We start from the raw sequence: 21152 nt of genomic DNA on the forward strand, positions 1-21152 counted from the left end.
GCGGAGCAATCTGGCTGAACATCCGTAACCGAAAGAAGAAGTAAAGTGTCTGGGGGCAGCCTTTTCGGGCTGTCCCCTTTCCATATACGGAGGTATGTATGCAGAAATTGAGAACCATTGAGGATAAGGTGCGAGCCATTCTGAAAAAGGACGAGGAAGCCAGAAATGACGATATGGTGCTGTATCTGAAAGTATGTAACAGCTATTTTAAGGACGCAGGGGCGATGCCCTTTGCGGAAGTGATGTCGCAGTACCGTTATCTGGGACTGCCGAGCTTTGAGAGCGTGGGCAGGACACGCCGAAAGCTGCAGGCAGAACATCCAGAGCTTTTAGGCAGCATCCGTATCCAGAAGATCCGTGCCAAGCAGGAACAGAATTACAGGCGTTACGCCAAAGAATGAGAGGTGGCTTATGAACGAAGAAAAACGAATGAACGGCGGTTATGAAATTATTGAGAGCTGTCAAATCGGGCGTACAGAGCTTGTTATCGGGCATAACTCCAAAGCCCCGAACCCTTATGTGTGTTGGTACTGTAAGGACGGATCAGATTATTTCTGGGGGTATTATTGCAATCAGCTTTCCGAAGCAAGGGATAAGCTGAATGAACGCTATCAGAACGAGTGCAGGATGCCCTATAACCAACCAGAAAAGAAACAGAGGAATCACAATGACCGAGAACGCTAAGAAAAAATATGATTGTGCGACCTGCCCTTATCCCCGCTATAAGGAAGGGACGGTTATTTTCTGCGATGTATGTATGCAGAAGATTTTAGACAGGAAGAAAGAAAAACAGCGACAGGAGGATGGGAATGAGTAAGGAAAAACGAATGGCAGGCTCTTATGAGATTGAGCAGAGCATTTATATCGGCGAAAAGGAAGTGCTGTTTGGGGTAAATAAGGCGGAAGAATATCCCTTTATGGTCTGTTACTGTTCTTATAACAATCCCCTGTCTGCCCCGTGGTGTACGGAAGCTATTGGTACGGACGATTATCTGGAAGCGATGCAGGTGTTTACAGACCGAGTACAGGCACAGATCGAGCTTGTAAAAACGGAGCAGGAACAATACCGCTTTGATAAAACACCGTTTACTGTTTCCGACTGTATTCCCGATAATCACAGCTCGAATATCGTCGGCAAGGTGGTGGTTATCAACGCCGAGCCGAAACGATATGAATATCAGCACGCTGCCTATCAGCTTGTATTGGCAGACGGTGGACACGGTGCAACAGGCGGCAGAGGGCAGGCGGTGTTTGGCACTTGCCTTGCCACAGGTGAGCGTGGCAGATGGGAAAGATATGATGTGCTTGGGGAAATCAAGCCAGAAAAAATGCCAGAGTGGGCAAAGGAAGCTCTCACAAAACTGAAAGTACAGCAGAAAGAGAAAAAAACGCACAGTCGGGAGGAACGCTGATATGGAGATACGACCATTAACCCCGACAGAACAGAAATACACTTATGCCCAAAGTATGCAGATTGAGGGGCAGACAGGTACAATCGGACATCTGCGTGGAGATTTTGCAACAACAGGCTATGGCTTTTATACCACTTGGTTTGATACCAGACCCCAATGGAAAACGGACGAATTTAAGGCAGACCTTGATACCGTCATCAATGCTTTGCGGGAGGATAAGGGACTTTTGCACAACCGTTATGATATGGGTGCTTTTGCAAGGAAATATCCTGAAAGTGCGATGCAAGGGAATTATTGTACGGAATATGGTTTTCGTGTGGACACAGGAAAGCACGCTTTTCTATTTCGGTGCAATCCCACCAAAGGCGATTATAACTTTTACTGTTATTGCTATGTGAAGGAATGGCTGAATCAGCATATGGAAAAAGCTGAGCAGGGCATCCGTTTTATTGATACGCAGTATAAAGAACTGTTCCGTATCCCAGACGGTGGGAAGATTATGGTAACGACCGCTTGGGGCGAAAAACGGGAATACACCTGCCGCTTTATTGACGAATATCATACGGAGGTCGGTAACAACCTGTATCATATCGGTGAGTTTGCCGAGTTTCTGCACAAAAACGGTGCAGCCTGTGATCCGATCAGTAAAGAGCCGCAGGCAACAAAAGCACCGAAGCACAAAGACTATGAACGATAGGAGGGATGGGACAATGGCAGTCAACCAGAAAGCGGTAAAGGTTTTGAATAAAGTCTTTGAAGCAGGCTTTGCAGATGAAAAGGCAATCGCTTCTATGACAATGGACGATATTCTTTCCATGCAGGGCATTACGGTGGCAGATATTACCCTGATCAACGACCTGCAAAAGAGTATCAAATCGAACAAGGTCATTTCCTTTCTTGGTGGTGGTATGAATGAGTGAAAAAAGAATGATCCATTTCAAAAATGAAGAAAACGGGATTGAAGTTTCTGTTCCAGACGGAGGTATGCTTCGGCTGTTTTCTGAAAACGGGGATGCACAATGTGTCCTTTGCCGCTATGTAGATGAAAACCACACAGAGATTGACGGTGTTCTGTATGGACACCAAAGACTTTATCAGACGAATGAAACACAATAAAATCAGTTACGCTCCTGCCTGATCGCAGGGGCAGATAACAAGGAGGTGTAAAGAAAATGGCTGCAAAGTATCAGCTAATCACGGAGCTGTATCGGCGTACAGGCGTGTCGGTTGCGAAAAGTCCGCAGGCGTGGCAGAGTTTTCTGTCCTCTGCCTGCCGCAACTATAAGTGCCGCTTTGACGAACAGCTCTTAATCTATGCTCAACGCCCCGATGCCGTAGCTGTGGCAGAGCTTGGCACTTGGAATAAACTCTTTAAGCGGTGGGTAAATAAAGACAGCAAAGGGATTGCCGTGTTCGACCCAAAAGGTCGTAGGAACACGCTGAAATACTACTTTGATATATCCGATACCCACGAGGGTTATTATGGAAGTCGTCCTGTTCCGATCTGGCAGATGGATGAGCGATATGAGCAGGCAGTAAAGGAAAGGCTTTCTGACCGTTTCGGAGAGATTGAAGAAACAGACTTGGCGGAAACACTTTTTAAGACTGCTGAGAACGCTGTGGAGGACAATCTTCCCGATTACCTGTCACAGCTCAAAAGCGTAACTCAAGACAGTTTTTTAGAGGGACTGGATGAATACAACATTGAAGTGCTGTATAAGAGGCTTGCGGTCAACAGCGTGGCATGCACTGAATTTGATTATCCATCTTACGACGGATACCAAATTCGCTTGTTAGGGGCTGTCCCCTAATACCCCCAATATCAAAGAAAGGAATTTTTAAGAATGAGTGAGTGTATCTCTTTTATCATCGGCACAATGGTCGGCAGTCTGACAGGTGTTGTGCTGATGTGCTGTTTGCAGATAGGAAGGCTTTCCGACAGAAAGGGTGTGACCGATGCGTAAACGAAATGTACAGATACTCTTTCGGCTGACGGAGGAGGAAGCCGATGAACTTAATGAGCTTGTGAGAAAGTCGGGGCGTTCCAAAGAAGCGTTTTTAAGGGCGATGGTGAAAGGCTACCGTCTGTGTGAAAAGCCTGCCCCAGAGTTTTACCAGATGATGCGTGAGCTGTCTGCCATTGGCAACCGTATCAATCAGCTTGCGGCAAAAGCCAATGCCCTGAACTTTGTGGACGCACCGATGCTTACGGAAGAAGCAGTTAAGTGGCGGCAGTTCCAGATGGACATTCGCAAGAAGTATCTGCTTCCGAAAAAGGGATCGGGGTAATGGCTGTCTGTGAGATATGGGATGTGAAAGGCAGGCTTGACCACCCTATCGACTACGCCAAAAATCCAGAAAAGACCGTCAATCCCAAATACACGGAAGCAGACTTGCAGGCATTAGGTGATGTGATGAAATACGCTACTAACGGAGAAAAAACGGAGAAGCAGTTTTTTGTCACAGGCGTCAACTGTGATCCCGCCACCGCAAGGGATGAAATGATGATAACGAAAGGGCAATGGCAGGATGAGAGTGAGATTGTCTGCTATCACGGCTACCAGAGTTTTAAGAAGGGCGAGGTCACGCCAGAGCAGGCTCACGAGGTCGGGGTGAAACTTGCCGAGCGTATGTGGGGCGATCGATTTCAAGTGATTGTCGCCACTCATTTGAATACGGACTGTCTGCATAACCATTTTGTGTTAAATTCCGTATCCTTTGCGGACGGGAAGCATTACCACGACAATAAGAAAAACCTGCGTCTGCTCCGCAAGCGGTCGGATGAGCTGAGTCGTGAGTATGCCCTGTCCGTGATTGAACAGCCAAGCGGCAGGAAGAAGCCTTACGCTCTTTATCAGGCGGAGAAGCAGGGACTTCCTACCAGAGATACGGTGGCAAGGCAGGCGGTGGACGAAGCCATCAGCAAATCGTTTACGCTGAAAGACTTTGACCGTGAGCTGTTAAAGATGGGCTACCGCATTAACTTTGACCCAAACCGTAAGTATTGGACGATCATCGGGAAAGGATGGCAAAGACCCAAACGGCTTTACAAGCTGGGCGAAGATTATACCAATGACCGCATTGTGGAGCGTATCAAGGAAAATTCCTATGCCGTCAGATTTTCACAGTTTGCCAAGTCCACAAAAGAAGTTAAGGTTTTCCGTGTCCGAGGGACAATGAAAAATGCCCGAAAGATAGGCGGATTGCGGGGGCTGTATCTTCATTACTGTTATAAGCTCGGCATCCTGCCAAAAGGCAGAAAACAAGATTATGCGAAGCTCCATTATCTTTTGAAGGACGACCTTATGAAGATGGAGATGATCGCAAAGGAAACAAGGCTGCTTTGCCGCTGTCATATTGACACCGCAGAGCAGCTTTTGTCATATCAGGCTTCTCTGACAACGGAGATGGCAGAGCTGACCGCAAAGCGTAAGGGACTTTATTCCCTCTCCCGCAAAGCAAGCGGCGAAGAAAAAGAGGCGGTCAAGGCTCAGATTTCCGAGATTACAGGGCGGCTTAACACGATACGAAAGGAGGTCAGACTGTGTGAGGGCATCGAAGTCCGAAGCGGTGTCTTAAAAGAGAAGTTGCAAACCATTCGGACAGAAGAACAGGAAACCAAACGAGAGGAGCTGATGAAGAATGAACACAGGCGGCGAAGCGGCAGAACAGATCGTCCGAATGAGCTTGGAGGGCTTTGAGGTCGCTGCCAAAATTACAGGGGCAGGGGCGAAGAATATTGCCATCCTGCTCTATACCATTCTCAAGGAAGAAAAGAAAACAAAAGGAAAATCAAGGCTTACCAATATGCTCCGTTCTGGCAAGGAACTGAAAGTCTTTACGGTCAGGCGTGGCGACCTGAAAAAATTTACGCAGGAAGCCAAACGGTACGGAGTTCTTTACTGTGTATTGGCTGACCGAAAAAATAAAGACCCCAATGCGGTTGTGGATGTGATCGCCAGAGCAGAGGACGCATCGAAAATCAGCCGAATTGTGGAACGCTTCAGCTTGGCGTCTGTGGATACCGCTACCATCGTACAGGAAGCGGAAAGGACAAAAGACGGTAAGTCGGCAAAGACAGGGCAGCCAGAGCCAGACATCGGGGTACAGGAAAAAGCACAGAAGGATCAATTATTAGATGCCCTGATGGGGAAGCCTGTCCAGAAAGAGGACAATGCCCCAAACCCCTCGGTGGCAAAGACAGAAAAGTCCCCTCTGTCCGAGCCTACCTTAGAGAAGCGAAGCAAGTCCGCAGAGGGGGCTACTTTGAATAAGGAGAAACCATCCGTCAAGGAAGAACTGCGGAAAATCAAAGAGAGCCGTAAGGAACAGGAAACAGAAGTTTCTCCGACTCTCAATCAGGAAAAATCTTCCAATCAGGCAAAGCAGCCTGTGAAAAAGACAGAGCATAAGCAGCCTGCCAGACGGAAGAAACCGAAAAAATCGAAAGGAGCAAGATAATGAGTATTTACGATGTATTTGGCGGCAGTAAGCCATTTAATAAGGAGGAATGGGCGGCACAAAAACAGGCACAGCGTAAGGAAGCCTATGAAATGATTGACAACACTTGTGCCGAGATGCTTGCGGACGGAGATGCCTTTGGGCAGTATCTTGAGGTACAGGGGCGTTTTGACCGTTACTCTGTCAACAATGCGATTTTAGTATCTGCCCAGATGCCTGAAGCGACTTCTTTGAAGGATAAAAATGCTTGGAAGCAGAGCCGTGTCTATGTAAATAAGGACGCCCAGAAGGTTATCATTCTTGAGCCAGGAAAAGAGTACACCCGTGAGGACGGGACAAAGGCAGTCGGTTACAATGCAAAAGAAGTTTATGATATTTCCGATACTTCCGCAGCAAACCGACAGCCGCCGCAGGAAAAGAAGGGAATGCGTGAGCTTGTATCAGCAATGATTGACGCAAGCCCTGTTGGTTTTCAGCCTGTGGACGATCTGGAACTGCCTGCCTTTTATGACAGCGGACAGCAGACCATTTTTATTAAGACAGGGCTTAATGAGGAACAGCTCTTTGTGAGTATGGCAAAGGAAGTGTCGGCGGCAGTCTTTGATTTTAAGTATAACGAGAGCCGAGATGCGTCTGATTTTAAATCGTTCTGCGTTGCCTATATGGTAAGCTCCCGTTACGGTGTGGATACAAGGGCGTTCCGTTTCGATAAGCTCCCCAAAGAGTATGAGAGAATGGACGCACAGGCACTCAAAGGCGAACTTGGTTCTATGCGTGATGTTCTGGGAGAAATTCAAAGCGAGATGTATAAGAGCCTTGAAAAGAATAAGCCTGCAAAAAGCAAAGAGCAGGAACGCTAAGGAGAGGTGCTGCTTATGAAAGAAGAACGCTACCATCTGGCATTGGACGCTTATGATAAAAATATTGTCATCCGTGCCTTAAACACCTTGCGGACACAGCAGTTACAGGAGGAACGCCCCACCGACCCTGTGGATGAACTGATTATCAAGGTGTCCGAAGCTCCGAGCAGAAAGGTCAGGGTGCTGCCCTGCAAGTGCCGTGAGGAACGATAACGATCAGAAAACGAGCCTGATCCTTGCCGTCTGCGGTATTCTTCCCATCGTGTGGTTTGCTCTCTTGACCGCCCCGTATGTAGATGGCGGTCTGGTGGAAATTATTGAAAACCTACCCATAGCAATGAACAACCCGTTTCACATAACGGTGTGTGAGGACAGCGTAAAAACTGTCCTTCTTTTTTTGCTTGCTTACGGGATGGGGATCGGTATCTATCTTTCCACACGAAAGAATTACCGCAGGCGTGAGGAACACGGTTCTGCAAAATGGGGCAACGCAAGTGCTATCAACAAAAAATATCAAGACAAGAACCCGTCTGCGAATAAGCTGCTGACACAGAATGTCCGTATCGGTCTGGATGGGAAAAAGCACCGCCGAAACTTGAACATTCTTTGCTGCGGCGGTTCTGGGGCGGGAAAAACCCGCTTCTTTTGCAAGCCCAACGCTATGCAATGCAACACATCTATGGTGGTTTTAGACCCAAAGGGAGAAATCGTCCGAGATGTGGGAGGACTGCTTGAAAAGAAAGGATATGAGGTGCGTGTCCTTGACCTTATCAATATGCACAAGAGCCATTGTTATAATCCCTTTGTCTATCTGAAGAACGATAACGATGTGCAAAGGCTTGTGACCAATCTTTTTAAGGCAACGACCCCGAAAGGCAGCCAGTCGCAAGACCCGTTCTGGGATACGGCGGCAAGTATGCTGCTTTTGTCTTTGGTATTCTATCTCAAATACGAAGCACCAAGGGACAGGAAATGAAGAAAGACCGTATTCCAGCGTATAAGACGGAATGCGGTCTTTTGCCATATAGTGAAGCCAGAAAAAAAAAATACACATCTAAGCAGTTGGAACAATTGGCATATGTCCCAAGTGCATTGCCGCGATACCTTGTGCTTCAGTCCTTTGATTTTACACAAGACAGTATGGATATACTTCTTCGATATGAGGAATTATTTCAAAAGCAATCCCAATGTAAGAGAGAGTGGAGGGAACAAAGATAAAGGAGAGGGGGAAAAGAAGAGGGGAGAAGAATTATAGGAAATGTTTCTTTTCCGGTTTAGAGAAGCCCGGAAAAGAATGTGTTGATATCGGTATGGAAGATTTTTGCAAGGGCAACAAGTTCCGATACCTTGATGTTCATACGGTTGGTCTCCAGTTTAGCATAGGTACTTTTGGACATGGAGATACCCATCAGGTTTAACTTTGCAATGACCTGGTCTTGCGTAAGTTTGTTTTGATAACGGATGGCTTGGATATTTTTGCCGATATCCATGTCTGGTCTGATCTTCTGCATGATAGAGTCCTCTCATTCCTTGATGTTTCGTAATAAAGAAACTTTATATTGATTTTACTGAGTTCACTTTTTATAATGTTTCGTAATAAGGAATTATTTATGCAAAGGGGAATGATTATGTATCAGAGCGATATAGAACGGTTTGCTTTCCTGTTTTTATGTGGAAAGCGTGACAGGGCAATCCTGATGGGAATAGAAAAAATGACATTTTCAGATTTGGACAGGCTGACATATGTGACTGATTTTTAAGGCTTGAAATTATATAACCTAGAAATCTGGAATGAATTTGCAGGGCAGTTTGGCGAACAATTTCGCCAGTTGGAATTATTATATGATGAAACCTGCAGCATCGTGTCCTTGGAGTCTACAGAAGCAGATGAGCATTTGCATGAACGATGGATACAGGAATTTTGCACACAGATATTGGATGAGGAAGTTCGGAAACAGCTGGAACAAATTATAAAACAACAATATCAGGAAAAAGAGATGGTAGATCCCACAGAGACAGACATCGTGTAGGTGCCTGTCTTTATGATTAAAGATGTATTTTTAGGATGCTTAAATTTAGAAATAAAAGAAAAGAGATTATTTGATTAGATAATGCGGTAATGGTATTAAATGGAAAAGGAAAGGGATTTATGGTATATTATCTATTGAGAAAGAATTGAAAATACATGAGGTAAGAAATATGGAAGAGTTTATAAAGTGGTTTTTAGAGAATTGGAATGCAAATATATTTACTTTATTTACGGTTTTATTATCTGGTATAATTTCTTTGATAATTTCGGCAGCTTATTACCGTAAAGGGAATAGAAATAATCTGAAAATGTCGGTCATTCATCCGATTATTAGTATATTAAATGACAGCTATTCAAGAAATAATTACAAGAAGATAGAAGAAATCGCAAGAGAATATAGTGTAAGATATTTCAAGAAAAAAGAATTAAAAAAATTGAATTCGCTTTTAGAAGCATATAAAGAGATTAGTGTCTATAATGATATACAAATAAATGCGAATAGTTTATTTTCATACTTTGAATATAAATTAGAAAAAGAAGGAATTAATACTAAACCATTCCCGATTGAATATGAGGGAGAAGTGGTTGCTACGCAGTATCCACCAGATTTATTTTATTTATCAGAAGATTTGGAGGATGTTCTTAAACAATATGATCCTGATTATGAACCAGATGAATGTGAAGCGAGGCTAATTTCTACATATGAAAGTTATTGTAAAAAATATTATACTTCTAAGAAGATTACATATTTTGATGACTATACATTGAAACAGGTATTAAAACAATCAGAAGTACGAAAAAAGTGGGATAAAAAGTTCGATAGCGTGAATCGAGCAAAAAGAGAATTTATGGAATTGAAAATAGCAAAATAAAAAGATAAATTATATAAAAATCATATAAAAGGGGATTGGAAGATCCCACAGAGACAGACATCGTGTAGGTGCCTGTCTTTTTTTCGCAGAAAATTAAGTATAGAAATACGAAGAAAAAGGCTTCGAAGGGAGGTGATAGCAAACGTGAGTATCAGTATCCATGAATTATTGGCAGTAGCCAGAGAGGCGGAGGGTGTGAAGGCAGTCCAGGGAGATGCCATGCTATGTGAAAAACGGTTTGCACCGGATACCAGGTATATGGTGGAGTTTTTGGTGTTGGAGCAGACGGAGCAGTTTGGAGACGCGGGAATATATCATCGTTACTTTTTAACAAAGAAAGCATATTACGAAATGGTGGAGTTACAGAACCAAGGAATCTTTCGTTTTCAAAGACAGGCGCTTGTTTTGGAAGGAACACTGCATTATCTTCCAGTCCAAACATTTTTTCAAGACTAGAAGTAGGGAAAAAACAGGCTGGAAAGAAAAGAATGTCTGCCGGGGCGCGCCTTCGGGGGCAAGGGCTCTTTCACCGGAAACTTAACATAGAATAGAAAAGAAGGGAGTGGTAAGCAATGATTATCGGAATCGATCATGGATATTACGCCATTAAAACAAAGCAGGTGTGTTTCCCCACAGGGATCATCCGGTATGAGTATGAACCCTATACCATGCAGAATGTCCTCCAGTACAGGGGAGAATATTATGTGTGTGGGACTGGGAGACAGACATTGGTAAAGGACAAGACCGCCAACGACAATTATTATCTGTTGACGCTGGCAGCACTGGCACAGGAGATCCGAAAGCGAAAGGGGGAAAGGACAGCGAAGGTTGTTCTTGCAGCCGGACTTCCCCTTACCGGGTTTGGAAGGGAAAAACAGAAATTCAAGGAGTATCTGTTTCGGAAGGAACAGCCAATCCGTTTTTTCTACGAAGGGGAACGCTATGAGATCCAGATTGAGGATGTGAAACTGTTCCCCCAGGGATATTCAGCCCTGGCTCTTTATCCAGAGTATTTAAAAGATGAGCCTTCTGTGCTTCTTGTGGATATCGGAGGTTGGACGGTGGACTTGATGCGGCTTGATAATGCTGTTCCTAACGCAGCTACCTGTAGAAGCCTGGAACTGGGGGTCATCCGCTGTATGGATGAGATCAGGGAACAGGTAAGGAGAAATACAGGGCTGTCGGTAACGGAGACGCAGATCGAGCGTGTCTTACATGGAAAACCCAGCAGCATGCCTGCGGAAGTGGTGTCTTTGATTGAGAGGCAGGGCAGGCTTTATATTGAAAAAATCCTGTCTGCGATCACCGAGGCAGGCTTTGACCTGCGGGCAGTCCCTTCCGTTTTCATGGGAGGCGGTGCTGCTATTTTTAAACATCGTGTAAGCGAGCAGGACCGCCTGTGCCGCCCGATTTACCTGACGGATATCCATGCCAACGCTGCCGGATATGAACGGATTGTGGGGCAGATGAGGACGCTGTGAGCCGCCCGGTCTTTTCCTTCCGCCCAAACCTTAAGAACCCGGAACATGAAAAAGCGTGGCAGCTTTTGATGGAAATTCCGGCAGGGCAGAGGAATCAGTATCTGGTGGATGTGATTCTGGAACAAGAAGAGAGAGAAACATTAAAAAGACTCATTCAGGAGGCTGTTCGGGAAGAGTTAAAATGTGGCGATGTGGAACGGACGCCAGCACAGGAAAAGGAAGAAATTCCCGGTCAGATGCTGGATTTTTTATTTCAGATGGAGCAGGAGTAAAGGGGGTGAGGCCTATGGGCAAGGAAAGCATGGCATTGTTGGATATGCTTTGGTTTTGCATACATTTGACATGGTTTCTTTAGTGGGTATTGTGAATAGCTTTCTTTCAAATTTGGGAGTATGTTGTGTATAACAAAACGAAAGGGGAAAGCGCTTATGGCAGAGATGAAGAACATATGCGGAAAGATCCCGGTGGAATTACATGAGAAGGTACGAGCCGAGATCGAAGAAAAGGAAACAAGTACACAGATCTTTATCCGGCAGGTGATCGAAGAACACTTTAACAGGCTGGAAGGCAAAGGAGAAGAAAGCATGGAAAAAAGAACATTAGCAGTACAGGTCACAGAGGAATTATTCCAGAGAGTCAAATGGGCAGTCACAAAGGAAGGCATCAAACAGAAAGATTTTATCATCCGCATCATCGAAAAAGCGGTGGAAGAGGTAGAAGCCAAATGGCAGGAACTGGAACAGCCGGAAGAAATAGATAATCTGGAAGAAACCGAAGAGATCGCATAATGCCAAACACATAGAACTATAAAACCAGCAGGCGGTGTGGGAGAAAAACCATGCCGCCTGCTTTTTTTCAGCAAAGGAGGTTGATAGCCGCAACCATTCGATTTTTTGATTTATTCAGCGGAATCGGGGGATTCCGGGAAGGGTTAAGACGTGCAGGCGGTTTTACCTGTGTGGGACACTGCGAGGTGGATGCTTATGCGGATAAGAACTACCGATTGCTGTTCGACACAGAAGGGGAGTGGTTTTGCAATGACGCAAGAACAATCGAAACTGAACGAATGCCGGACTTTGATCTTTTGTGTGCAGGATTTCCTTGCCAGGCATTCTCTATCGCCGGAAAGCGGGAAGGATTTGCAGATGCCAGAGGAACTCTGTTCTTCGAGATTGCCAGACTGGTTGCAGACAAGCGACCTGCGTATTTCATCCTTGAAAATGTTCCCGGACTGCTTTCGCATGACAAAGGCAGGACGTTTCACACCATCCTCAGTACCTTATCTGAGCTGGGGTACGGTGTGGAATGGAAAGTGCTTAACAGCAAGGATTTTGGAGTCCCCCAATCCAGAAAACGGGTGTATCTTGTCGGATATCTTGATCGAAGATGTGCCGGAAAAATATTACCTTTCCCAGCAGCAAATGGAACGTCTCTTATACAAATCCGAACAGGCAGCCAGGGGAAAAGAGTGTACAGCCCGGAAGGATTAAGCTGTACTTTGACATCGCTGGCAGGCGGTATGGGTGGAAAAACTGGATTGTATGAGATGGGTATTCCCATCAAGGAGAATACCAAGCAGGGATATAAGATGGCGTATCCGGGAGACAGCATTGACTTAGGATATGCAGGCATGAATACCAGAAGAGGGCGTGTGGGGCATCAGATCGCCCATACCCTTACTACAGGAATCCAGCAGGGAACGCTTCATTTTGTGGATCTGTCTGTGCCACCTCTTGTCACAGAGCAGTGCAGGTGTCTGAATACCAGACAGTCCGGCATCCATAATCATAAAGGGGAATGCTCTGGTGTCTTAAAAGAGGAAGGTGCCAGGGCAGTTCTGACTCCGGGAAGAGAAGAAACCCGGCAGAATGGCCGGAGGATGAAGGAGCCGGAAGAGCCGATGTTCACTATTACTGCCACAGACCGGCATGGAGTTGCCTATCGGGGCAGAATCCGGAGGCTGGTGCCAAGGGAGTGTCTGCGGCTGCAGGGTTTTTATGATTGGCAGATTGACCGCATAGAACAGGAGACTTCGGACAGCCAGCTGTATAAACAGGCCGGAAATGGAGTGACCGTCAACGTGATCGAAGCCATCGGAACGCTTCTTCGGCAGGCAGATGCAGAAATCCGGGCAGAGGATGAAAAGACAAAGAGGTAAGGCAGTATGGCAATTGGAATTCAGGATCAATATTTCGGTACAGAGATTGAGATGACAGGGATCACCAGGCAGAGGGCTGCGGAGAAAGTAGCAGAACTGTTTGGAACAAGGGCAGTTTGCGACGGTGGATATTATGGGGTCTGGTCTGTGACAGATCAGGAAGGAAAGAAATGGAAGTTCATGTATGATGGAAGCATTTATACGGAACGCAGGGAGCGTGGACGCATGGTTCGTGCTGGAAGTGAATACAGCACCGAAATGGTCAGTCCGAAATTGTCCTATGGAGAAATGGGAAAGCTGCAGGAAGTGGTGCGGTGTCTCAGGCATCATGGGGCGAAGGTAAATGCATCCTGCGGGCAGCATGTGCATGTGGACGCTTCCAATCACACACCAAGAAGCCTCAAAAATGCTATGACCATTATGTATTCCAAAGAGGATATCCTGTTCAAGGCATTGAAGGTACAGACATCAAGAGAACAGGAGTATTGCCAGAAGGTACGCCCTATTGTGCTGGAGAAGATCCGCCGGATGCCAAACAACACCATTTCCATGGAAAAGTTGAAACGGGTATGGTATGAGGGCAGGGACGGAAGCAATAGTCATTATGACAGCACCCGGTACTATGCGTTGAACCTTCATGCAGTATTTTCCAAAGGAACTTTGGAGTGGAGATGTTTTGAGAGTACCCTCCATGCAGGAAAAGTGCGGGCAAATATCACTTTGGCTCTTGCCATCTCTGCCCAGGCCATCAATCAGAAATGTACCCAGATGCGGAAAACGGAGATTACAGAGAATCCGGCATTTACCTTCCGTACTTTTTTATTGCGGCTGGGACTCATTGGACCGGAATATAAGAATGTCCGGGAACATCTGCTTGCCAATCTGGAGGGTGACAGAGCATGGAGATATGACCGCAGTACCTATGAATGTTTGAATCGAAATCATCGGGCAGAGGATGCCCGTTAGGAGGTAAGAGATGAAAGAAACCTATTATTTTGCCTATGGCAGCAACATGAACTTAGACCAGATGGCGTACCGCTGTCCGGCAGCTTCCGTAGTGGAGAATGTCAAGCTGGAGGGATACCGCCTGATCTTTTGTGGCAGGGGAAAAGGATGCGGTGTTGCCACTATTTTGCCGGAAGAGGGCAGCCAGGTGGAAGGGGTGCTTTGGAAGATCACACCGGAGTGTGAAAAAAGCCTGGACTTTTATGAAGGGTATCCCCACCTGTATGGGAAGGAGCCTGTTTTTGTTCAGGGAAAGGATGGTGTGAAACGGGAAGTCATGGCATATACCATGAATGCACCCTATAAGGATCAGCCTGCCATCCCCTCGGATCTTTATTTTATGGGGATCGTGGAAGGCTGCCATCAGAATGGGATTTCCAGCCGATCTGTGACCGATGCGCTAAAGCGTACCAGACAGGAAGTGGGAAAGCAAAAAGCCAGTCACAAGAAAACAGAAGTCAGTAGATAACAAAGCCGCAGGGGAAAGCCTCTGCGGTATTTTTAACGAAAAAAGGAGAATGCAATGAAGAGCAGAAATATCAAAACAAGACTTGCAGCTTTTGGGCTCGCACTGCTTATGGGGCATAGTCCGCTGGGGAACTTAGCGGATGTCCATGCGGCAGAAACAAAAAATCCGTCAGAGCCAGTGACGGAGAGCGCAGAAATATCTGAAACGGAACAGACAGAGGAAGTTTCAGAAGCTGCGAAACATTTGGTAACAGCAGAAGATATCACGAAAGATATTTCCGACAAGGATTTTATGGTAGAGACTTGTATGGAAGGCATCCATTACAATCCGGAAAAAGAGGATGTTACGTTAGAGCGTATTGAAGCGGAAGATGGAGGGAGCTACCATCCTGACCAGGAAGGAACTTATATCGCAACCTACTGGGTTGTGCCAAAGGATGCGCGTGACAGCTATTCTGTGAGCAGAAAGATCATCCTGACGGATACGGAAGGGCAGGCTCATACAGAAGAAAATGGCGGTCAGAAACAGAAGGAGGATACGAATTCTGAAGAAGATTCGGAGACGCCTGTGCAGGAAATCCCGGATGTGGAAGTGACGGTATCCGGGGAAGATGCGGATGCACAGGCAGCAAGGGAACTGGAAGAAAAGATTGAGGATGGGGAAGTGATGATGCTTTCCGGTGCGGAAAATACTTTCCGAGCAAGGGAAACCGTACATCTGGAAAAAGGAGAGACCATCTACTATCCAAGTTATATTGGAAATTACTTAACCTGCTGGTTTACGGTCAATGGAAAGATCGCTTACTGTCTGGAATCCCATCGTTTCTCACCGCCGAGTGGTGACTATGTGGCACAGGTACTGGACAGCAATAAGAACTTGCAGAAGGTGCTGTATTATGGTTATGGCGGTGCCGGGGATATTACAGGTAGTTATCTGTCCGGGAAAAGTGCAGAAGAGAAATATGTATATACCCACATCGCAGCCAGCTATGCCTATGCAGGTGAGGCAGGATTTACAGGATGTAAGTATGAAGACCTGGTAAACGCAGGCGTGATCGCCTATATTGACCACCTGTTTGCTATGGAAGAGCCGCCGAAGGGAGAAATTTCTCTTTCCAAGACTTCTGTAAAAGCAGTCCGAAATGGAAATGTACAGAAAACACCGGATATCACATTGTCCGGGGATCACCGAAACTACATTTCAGTCCATGTACCAAAAGACATCACCATTTATAACAAGACAAAGGGAACTTCCGCAGAGAATGGTGCGCTGAAGATCTATGGCGGGGATACCTTTTATTTGACTGCCCCAATGCTTCATACCGGAAAATATTCCTCCGGGGAGCTGCATGGTTCTGTAGGGGAAACCTGGAGAACACTGATATTATCCACAGGAAACAGCAATCAGGACATTGGAGTCTTTGAATCGGAGAAAGCCAATCCAGTAAGTTTTACGGTAGACTGGCTGGAGATGACAAGGATCGAGCTTTTCAAACAGGATGCGGATACCAAGAATCCTTTAGACGGTGCAGTGTATGGCATTTATACAGACAGCAAGTGTGAGCATCTTTTGATGGAAATGCCAGTCACTGGGGAAGAGGGAAAAGCAGTCAGTGATTATTTTGAGGTAGCCATCAAAACAGTATATGTGAAAGAGATCAAGGCTCCGGACAAGTATGCACAGAGTGATGTGATCCATAAGGTGGATGTGGAAGCCGGAAAGACGGTCACCATCTCAGCAACTGATGAGAGGGTACGAGGCGCTGTCCATATCCAAAAGTTCGATAAGGAGACACAGGCCTTTCTTCCCCAGGGGGATAGTTCCCTTGCCGGGGCTGTGTATGGTCTGTATGCCAGAGAGGATATCGTCCACCCGGATGGAAAGACGAGGGTTCTGTTCAAAAAAGACAGCCTCATCGCACAGGGCGTGATCAAGGAGGATGGTACCTTAGATTTTTCCGAATTGTATCTGGGAAAAATGTATGTGAAAGAGATCACTCCGCCGGAAGGCTATACGGTAGATCCAATAGAGTATGAGGTGGACCTTGCTTACGAAGGACAGGAAGTGGCAGAGGTAACCAGGGACCTGACGGTACAGGAACAGGTGAAAAAGCAGGCGTTCCAGCTGATCAAGATCAGCGAAGATGGAGACCAGACAGAAACAGACCTTGTGGAAGGGGCAGGATTTAAAGTGTATTTAGTCAGCAACCTGTCCAAAGTAAAGAGTGGGGAACTACAGCCATCCAATGGCGAGCAGCTTACTGCGGAAGATTTCCGAGGTTATGATTTCAGTAAGGAAGAGGTGGCAGTGACCTATGTGGATGGCAAGGCTGTCCCGGTACCGGAGCTTATTACAGATAAAAAAGGATATGCCCTCAGTCCGGAGCTTCCGTATGGTCTTTATGTGGTAGAGGAAAGCACTGTACCGGAGAACTTGAAAGCCATCGATCCGTTTTTGGTGAAGGTTGATGAGGACAGCAGAGAACCGATGGTATGGAGGATCTTCGATGACCGTCCATTTGAGTTTTTGTTAAAGATCGTGAAAAAGGATGCACAGACAGGCAATCCGGTTTTAAAAGCAGGCGCTTCCTATAAAATCTTTGACATGGAAAAAGAGGAATATGTAGAGCAGACGGTATTCTATCCGAAGAAAGAGACCATCAGCGTTTTTAAGACCAATGAGGAAGGCTATCTGGTAACACCGGAAGAATTGAAATGTTCTACTTACCGGATTGAAGAAGTAAAAGCACCGGAAGGGTTTGTAAGACAGGGATATGAGAGTTCCTTGTATGAAGGGGAAACAATAATTTCTCCATTGGAAGTGACCGGAAAAGGCAGTTACAAAGAGAACCCAAAAGAGGGAATTGTGATCACGGTTTCTTCCAATACCGCCCATCAGATCGATCCGGATACCGGGGCAGTCATCGTGGAAGTCGAGCAGCCAAACGATGAGCAGGTGGGCAGCCTGACACTGACCAAAACCGGAGAACAGCCAGTGGAAGTGAAGGGGGATTCCCTGCTTGTAAAGGCAAAGAGACTGGCAGGAAAGATCAAAGATGCAGTGACCGGAGAGGATACCGATACCGGAGTGTTCCATGATTTTGTCTATGAAGAATCCGGTGTGGAAGGGGCAACCTTTGAACTGTATGCCAAGGACACCATTTATTCCCCGGACGGAGCAAAGGATGAGCAGGGCAATCCGGTCATCCGTTATGAAAAAGACGATCTGGTGGCAACTTTGGTCACAGATAAGGAAGGAAAAGCAGTGGTGAACAATCTTCCATTGGGCTCTTATTATCTGAAAGAAACCATAGCAGGCGACCATTTCGTATTGAACCCGGAACAGAAAGAATTTACCCTGACCGCAGAGGATGATACTCAGGCAGTGGTTTATGAAGGGGTTGCTTATAAAAATGAGCGACAGAAGATTTCCATTTCTGTAGAAAAGAAGGATGCAGTCACAGAAGAGAAGCTGGAAGGCGTGATCTTTGGATTGTATGCAAAAGAAGATATCCTCTCCCAGCAGGGTGAGGTTCTTGTAGAAAAGGACACGATGCTGGAGAAGAAAGCAACGGATGAGAAGGGACAGCTTACCTTTGACAGCGACCTCTATCATGGAAAATATTATGTGAAAGAGGAAGTGAGAAAGCCGGGGTATCTTCCAAATGAGGAAATCTGGGAGATCGATGCCTCTTACACAGACCAGAACCTTGCAGAAATCAAGCTGACAAAAGAAGTGGAAAATCAGCCAACGAAAAGCCAGTTTACAAAAACCGATGCCACAACCGGGGAAGAACTGGAAGGGGTGAAGCTTCAGAGCATCGACCAGGATGGCAACATTGTAGAGGAGTGGATCAGCACAAAAGAACCGCACGTAGTCTATGGACTGCCAGAGGGAACATATACGCTCCATGAAGAACTGCCGCCTTATGCAGAAGGGTATGTGTCTGCGGAAGATATTGAGTTTGAAGTAAAGGAAGATGGCAGTGTGACCAAGGTGGAAATGAAGGATACCTATTCCAAAGTGGAAATCTCCAAAACAGACCTCACCACCGGAAAGGAACTGGAAGGAGCCAAGCTTCAGATCTTAAATAAGGATGGTGAAGTTTTGGAAGAGTGGGTAACAGATGGCAAACCGCATCTGGTAGAGAAACTTCCGGTAGGGGAAGAATTGATCCTGCGTGAGATCACAGCGCCGGAAGGCTATGAGATCGCAGAAGATGTGAAGTTTACACTGGAAGATACCATGGAAGTCCAGAAGGTGGAAATGAAGGATGCAAGGACACCGGAAACTCCGGGTGTACCGCAGACAGGAGATGACCACTGGAAACCAATCCTTCTGTTTGCACTTTTAGGTGTATCAGCAGCCGGACTCATGGCAACCATGCTCTATAAGAAGAGACATAAAAAAGCAGATGAAGCGAAAAAAGAAGAATAAGCTGTGGATGCTGCAGGCAGTCTTGTGTGCTGTCTGTATCCTCAGTGCGGCACTAATTTATCATGATTATGTGGCGATTCCCCGGCAGAACCGAGAACTGGTGGAAGAGTTAAAAACCTGCTTCCCGGAGGACATCCCTCCGGGCGGGGGCTCTCCAGGAGAGAAAGAGGAACAGGCTGGAAGAGAACCGGAAGTGTCTGCCGTTGACCTTCAATCCCTCCAGCGCCGGTATCCGGGTGTTCGTGGCTGGCTTACGATCCCAGAGGTTGGGATCGATTATCCGGTCATGCAGAGCAGCCGGGAAGAGCCGGAGTATTATCTGCGGAGGGATTACCGGGGAAACTACGACATCAATGGGAGTTTGTTCCTCCAGGCAGACTGTATTTTGGGAGAATCAAAGAATCTGACCATTTACGGTCACAACATGAACAGCGGGGCGATGTTCGGGAATCTGGACCGGTACGCCGCCTATGATTACTGGAAAGCACATCCCAGGGTGTTCTTTCAGACGCCGGAAGGCATGGAAGAGTACCAGATAGCGGCAGTATTGAAAGCTGATGTGTCCATGTTCGACTTCCAGCAGGCATCTTTTCACATTCCGAAGGAATTGGAGGCTTATGTAGCGCAGGCGAAAGCGCTGTCGCTGTTTGAAACAGGGGTAGCTGGTGCAGGTTGTGAGACAACCCTGACGCTGGTAACCTGTTCTTATGAGTGGAAGGAGGCCCGGAACATCCTTGTGGCAGTAAAAGCAGAACCTGAAAGGTGAAAAGTGTTCAAAGATGGGTACTTTCTTCAGCTCTCTGGATGTATCATGGGGTACTCTGGATCACTCTCCTGCCGGAAGTGTTCAAAAGTACCCGAAAAGTGCAGAATGTGAGACAAGGTGCAACGGGAAGTGGCGATGCGGAACGAAAAGTGTTCGAAGTTAAGGGATGTGCAACAGGTCGTGGCATCTTGTAATATTGGGAAGTGTTCAAAGGCAGGTGCTTTTCCAGCTCTTTGGTGGCTTTCCCGAACCGTATATTCCGGGGAGTGTTTGAAAGTACCCGAAAAGTGCGGAATGTGAGACGCAACTGCAAGCAAAAGACAGAACGATAACCTAAAAGTGTTCAAGGTTGCGGGATGTGCAACGGAACGTGGACAGGTGTAGTGTCGGAATGTGTTCAAAGATGGGAACTTTTGCAGCTATCTGGATGTAGCGTCCAGTTATCTGAAATATATTTTCAAGAAGTATTTAAAAATAGAAAAGCTCTGTTCATTTGTCTGAAAAAGCGTTACAATCATTTCAGAAAGACAGGGAGGTGTTCCATGAATCAGAAAGAAAAAACAGAGTGTATGGGTTTCGATGGAATGCAGAAAATGAACGGTGCTATTAATGCCGATCTCATGACTGTGGAAGAGATTCATCAGAAGCTGGAAGCAGGATATAAGGATATGGAAAGAGGAAGAGTGCGGGAAGCATCGGAGGCTTTTACAGAATTTCGACAGAGATATGAAGTCAGATAAAGGTGAAAGGGGGAAGAGCATGCAGGTTGTCATCGAGATACCCAAAGAAGTATTGTACGATACAAAGCAAACAATAGAACAAGCAACAGACTTTGCAAAAAGAGCAACTGCATTGGGATTTTATAAAGAGTATGGAGTATCTGTGGAATTGTGTTCTCGGATTGTTGGTATCACAGAGGAAGAATTTCTGTCAGAAGTGAAACATTAATCTGTATGATAGCCAAAGCCGATATGTGAAATACAGAAGCATTTGTTCTTGACAAGTGTGTCAGAAGCGATTACACTATGCCTAGTGATCGCACTACGGAAACTTGCGAAGCCCGTAGTCCGGGGAGACTCCTACGGGGGTCTTTTCGTTATTAAGGGATAGATGAGAGAGGACTTTTTGTGGCATGGAAACTCGTTGGAAAGTCTAAAAAATAGTTGAAGATACACATGAGGCGAATTATAATGAATCTTATC

28 protein-coding genes and 2 pseudogenes are annotated in these 21152 nt (G+C 46.2%); 29 read left to right on the forward strand and 1 reads right to left on the reverse strand.

Features of this window, described 5'->3' with window-relative positions:
* The first annotated feature begins 98 nt into the window (after positions 1 to 98).
* From RUMTOR_RS12065 to RUMTOR_RS12130, 15 genes and pseudogenes are all read left to right on the forward strand, one after another.
* Positions 99 to 401: a hypothetical protein gene (locus tag RUMTOR_RS12065; RefSeq protein WP_004848347.1), complete on the forward strand. Its 303-nt coding sequence runs from the start codon at positions 99 to 101 to the stop codon at positions 399 to 401.
* A 10-nt stretch (positions 402 to 411) separates the two neighbouring features.
* Positions 412 to 684 (forward strand): hypothetical protein, encoded by a 273-nt coding sequence (locus tag RUMTOR_RS12070; protein WP_004848348.1) that lies wholly within the window; start codon positions 412 to 414, stop codon positions 682 to 684.
* Entirely contained in the window at positions 668 to 817 is a 150-nt protein-coding gene (locus RUMTOR_RS13200) for a hypothetical protein (protein ID WP_167528110.1), read from the forward strand. Before RUMTOR_RS12070 ends, RUMTOR_RS13200 begins: the two co-directional genes overlap by 17 nt.
* Entirely contained in the window at positions 810 to 1412 is a 603-nt protein-coding gene (locus tag RUMTOR_RS12080; protein ID WP_004848352.1) for a hypothetical protein, read from the forward strand. Before RUMTOR_RS13200 ends, RUMTOR_RS12080 begins: the two co-directional genes overlap by 8 nt.
* 1 nt (position 1413) lies before the next feature.
* Positions 1414 to 2109, forward strand: coding sequence for a hypothetical protein (locus RUMTOR_RS12085; protein WP_004848356.1), 696 nt, complete (start codon positions 1414 to 1416; stop codon positions 2107 to 2109).
* Between the two features lie 13 nt (positions 2110 to 2122).
* Positions 2123 to 2332 (forward strand): hypothetical protein, encoded by a 210-nt coding sequence (locus RUMTOR_RS12090; protein ID WP_009320319.1) that lies wholly within the window; start codon positions 2123 to 2125, stop codon positions 2330 to 2332.
* A complete protein-coding gene (locus RUMTOR_RS12095) occupies positions 2325 to 2528 on the forward strand; it encodes a hypothetical protein (protein WP_004848360.1) in 204 nt (67 codons plus the stop codon). Before RUMTOR_RS12090 ends, RUMTOR_RS12095 begins: the two co-directional genes overlap by 8 nt.
* 56 nt (positions 2529 to 2584) lie before the next feature.
* Positions 2585 to 3157, forward strand: a pseudogene (locus tag RUMTOR_RS12100) (hypothetical protein); the annotation flags it as partial.
* Positions 3158 to 3256: 99 nt separating this feature from the next.
* Positions 3257 to 3376 carry a DUF3789 domain-containing protein gene (locus tag RUMTOR_RS12830; RefSeq protein WP_004848364.1) on the forward strand — a complete coding sequence of 40 codons (120 nt, stop codon included), beginning with the start codon at positions 3257 to 3259 and terminating at the stop codon, positions 3374 to 3376.
* Positions 3369 to 3701 (forward strand): plasmid mobilization protein, encoded by a 333-nt coding sequence (locus RUMTOR_RS12105; RefSeq protein WP_004848366.1) that lies wholly within the window; start codon positions 3369 to 3371, stop codon positions 3699 to 3701. The genes RUMTOR_RS12830 and RUMTOR_RS12105 overlap by 8 nt, the downstream gene beginning before the upstream one ends.
* Complete coding sequence (locus RUMTOR_RS12110; RefSeq protein ID WP_011528013.1) at positions 3638 to 5113, forward strand: relaxase/mobilization nuclease domain-containing protein; 1476 nt, start codon at positions 3638 to 3640, stop codon at positions 5111 to 5113. Before RUMTOR_RS12105 ends, RUMTOR_RS12110 begins: the two co-directional genes overlap by 64 nt.
* A complete protein-coding gene (locus tag RUMTOR_RS12115; RefSeq protein ID WP_009320304.1) occupies positions 5055 to 5873 on the forward strand; it encodes a PcfB family protein in 819 nt (272 codons plus the stop codon). Before RUMTOR_RS12110 ends, RUMTOR_RS12115 begins: the two co-directional genes overlap by 59 nt.
* Positions 5873 to 6733 (forward strand): hypothetical protein, encoded by an 861-nt coding sequence (locus tag RUMTOR_RS12120; RefSeq protein ID WP_004848371.1) that lies wholly within the window; start codon positions 5873 to 5875, stop codon positions 6731 to 6733. The genes RUMTOR_RS12115 and RUMTOR_RS12120 overlap by 1 nt, the downstream gene beginning before the upstream one ends.
* Positions 6734 to 6748: 15 nt before the next feature.
* Positions 6749 to 6946 carry a hypothetical protein gene (locus RUMTOR_RS12125; RefSeq protein ID WP_004848373.1) on the forward strand — a complete coding sequence of 66 codons (198 nt, stop codon included), beginning with the start codon at positions 6749 to 6751 and terminating at the stop codon, positions 6944 to 6946.
* A pseudogene (locus tag RUMTOR_RS12130) lies at positions 6933 to 7706 on the forward strand (type IV secretory system conjugative DNA transfer family protein); the annotation flags it as partial. The gene RUMTOR_RS12125 and the pseudogene RUMTOR_RS12130, both read left to right, overlap by 14 nt.
* Positions 7707 to 8007: 301 nt before the next feature.
* On the opposite strand, the gene RUMTOR_RS12140 reads toward RUMTOR_RS12130, so the two are convergent.
* The gene (locus RUMTOR_RS12140; RefSeq protein ID WP_004848380.1) at positions 8008 to 8244 is read right to left on the reverse strand and encodes a helix-turn-helix domain-containing protein; all 237 of its coding nucleotides are present in this window, start codon (positions 8242 to 8244) and stop codon (positions 8008 to 8010) included.
* Between the two features lie 117 nt (positions 8245 to 8361).
* On the opposite strand from RUMTOR_RS12140, the gene RUMTOR_RS13655 reads away from it, so the two are divergent.
* The 14 genes from RUMTOR_RS13655 (at position 8362) to RUMTOR_RS12210 (ending at position 20898) form a co-directional block, all read left to right on the forward strand.
* Complete coding sequence (locus RUMTOR_RS13655) at positions 8362 to 8493, forward strand: hypothetical protein (RefSeq protein ID WP_267897866.1); 132 nt, start codon at positions 8362 to 8364, stop codon at positions 8491 to 8493.
* 3 nt (positions 8494 to 8496) lie between these two features.
* Positions 8497 to 8763, forward strand: coding sequence for a hypothetical protein (locus RUMTOR_RS12145; RefSeq protein ID WP_004848384.1), 267 nt, complete (start codon positions 8497 to 8499; stop codon positions 8761 to 8763).
* A 169-nt stretch (positions 8764 to 8932) separates the two neighbouring features.
* Positions 8933 to 9634, forward strand: coding sequence for a hypothetical protein (locus RUMTOR_RS12150; RefSeq protein WP_004848385.1), 702 nt, complete (start codon positions 8933 to 8935; stop codon positions 9632 to 9634).
* Between the two features lie 144 nt (positions 9635 to 9778).
* Positions 9779 to 10090 carry a DUF5720 family protein gene (locus tag RUMTOR_RS12155; RefSeq protein ID WP_044998319.1) on the forward strand — a complete coding sequence of 104 codons (312 nt, stop codon included), beginning with the start codon at positions 9779 to 9781 and terminating at the stop codon, positions 10088 to 10090.
* A 116-nt stretch (positions 10091 to 10206) separates the two neighbouring features.
* Positions 10207 to 11115, forward strand: coding sequence for a ParM/StbA family protein (locus tag RUMTOR_RS12160; RefSeq protein WP_004848388.1), 909 nt, complete (start codon positions 10207 to 10209; stop codon positions 11113 to 11115).
* A complete protein-coding gene (locus RUMTOR_RS12165; RefSeq protein ID WP_018593901.1) occupies positions 11112 to 11387 on the forward strand; it encodes a hypothetical protein in 276 nt (91 codons plus the stop codon). The genes RUMTOR_RS12160 and RUMTOR_RS12165 overlap by 4 nt, the downstream gene beginning before the upstream one ends.
* Before the next feature lie 156 nt (positions 11388 to 11543).
* Positions 11544 to 11903: a hypothetical protein gene (locus RUMTOR_RS12170; protein ID WP_044998323.1), complete on the forward strand. Its 360-nt coding sequence runs from the start codon at positions 11544 to 11546 to the stop codon at positions 11901 to 11903.
* Between the two features lie 80 nt (positions 11904 to 11983).
* Positions 11984 to 13273 carry a DNA (cytosine-5-)-methyltransferase gene (gene dcm, locus RUMTOR_RS12175; protein WP_233434787.1) on the forward strand — a complete coding sequence of 430 codons (1290 nt, stop codon included), beginning with the start codon at positions 11984 to 11986 and terminating at the stop codon, positions 13271 to 13273.
* 6 nt (positions 13274 to 13279) lie between these two features.
* Positions 13280 to 14239 carry an amidoligase family protein gene (locus RUMTOR_RS12180; protein ID WP_004848397.1) on the forward strand — a complete coding sequence of 320 codons (960 nt, stop codon included), beginning with the start codon at positions 13280 to 13282 and terminating at the stop codon, positions 14237 to 14239.
* Between the two features lie 10 nt (positions 14240 to 14249).
* Positions 14250 to 14747, forward strand: coding sequence for a gamma-glutamylcyclotransferase family protein (locus RUMTOR_RS12185; protein ID WP_004848398.1), 498 nt, complete (start codon positions 14250 to 14252; stop codon positions 14745 to 14747).
* 54 nt (positions 14748 to 14801) lie between these two features.
* Positions 14802 to 19184 carry a SpaA isopeptide-forming pilin-related protein gene (locus RUMTOR_RS12190; protein ID WP_004848400.1) on the forward strand — a complete coding sequence of 1461 codons (4383 nt, stop codon included), beginning with the start codon at positions 14802 to 14804 and terminating at the stop codon, positions 19182 to 19184.
* Positions 19162 to 19950: a class B sortase gene (locus RUMTOR_RS12195; RefSeq protein ID WP_004848401.1), complete on the forward strand. Its 789-nt coding sequence runs from the start codon at positions 19162 to 19164 to the stop codon at positions 19948 to 19950. The genes RUMTOR_RS12190 and RUMTOR_RS12195 overlap by 23 nt, the downstream gene beginning before the upstream one ends.
* 542 nt (positions 19951 to 20492) lie before the next feature.
* Complete coding sequence (locus RUMTOR_RS12205; protein WP_044998327.1) at positions 20493 to 20690, forward strand: hypothetical protein; 198 nt, start codon at positions 20493 to 20495, stop codon at positions 20688 to 20690.
* Positions 20677 to 20898, forward strand: coding sequence for a UPF0175 family protein (locus RUMTOR_RS12210; RefSeq protein WP_004848407.1), 222 nt, complete (start codon positions 20677 to 20679; stop codon positions 20896 to 20898). Before RUMTOR_RS12205 ends, RUMTOR_RS12210 begins: the two co-directional genes overlap by 14 nt.
* The last annotated feature ends 254 nt before the right edge of the window (positions 20899 to 21152 follow it).

Origin of the sequence: [Ruminococcus] torques ATCC 27756 (genome assembly GCF_000153925.1) — a bacterium.
GTDB classification, from domain to species: domain Bacteria; phylum Bacillota; class Clostridia; order Lachnospirales; family Lachnospiraceae; genus Mediterraneibacter; species Mediterraneibacter torques.